Annotated in this window: 1 protein-coding gene; it reads left to right on the top strand. The window is 63.8% G+C overall.

The genetic code is table 11. From position 1 onward, the window contains the following. Positions 1–455 (top strand): aldo/keto reductase (locus EOC94_RS33590; protein WP_148128470.1); only part of this gene is annotated, 455 nt, incomplete at its 5' end. Between the last annotated feature and the right edge of the window lie 3 nt (positions 456–458).

Here is a 458-nt window from a genome sequence, read left to right as displayed (position 1 = left end):
GGCAGGTCGCACAGACGCTGGCCGAGTGCGGCGACTTCGACCTGTTCCTGCTGGCCGGACGCTATACGCTCCTGGAACAGGAGGCGCTGACGTCCTTCCTGCCGCTCTGCCAGGCACGCGGCATCGGCATCGTTCTCGGCGGACCCTACAACTCCGGCATCCTCGCAACAGGGCCGAAGCCCGGAGCCTACTACAACTACTCCGAAGCGCCGAAGGACATACTCGACCGGGTCGCCGGGATCGAGAACGTCTGCAAGCGTCATGGTGTCAGGCTGATCGAGGCCGCCCTGCAATTCCCGCTGCTGCATCCTTCAGTCGTTTCGGTGATCCCCGGTGGCCAACGGCCGAGCGAAGTCGAGAGCAATCGCTCGCTGCTCGATGCGAAACTGCCCGCAGCACTTTGGGCGGATCTCAAGGAGGAAGGTCTTATGCGCACTGATGCGCCGACCGCATAAGCC

Source organism: Mesorhizobium sp. M6A.T.Ce.TU.016.01.1.1 (assembly GCF_003997065.1).
Lineage (GTDB): Bacteria > Pseudomonadota > Alphaproteobacteria > Rhizobiales > Rhizobiaceae > Mesorhizobium > Mesorhizobium mediterraneum.
Note: the sequence above shows the minus strand (reverse complement) of the source record. Positions and strands in the feature narration are given on the sequence as shown.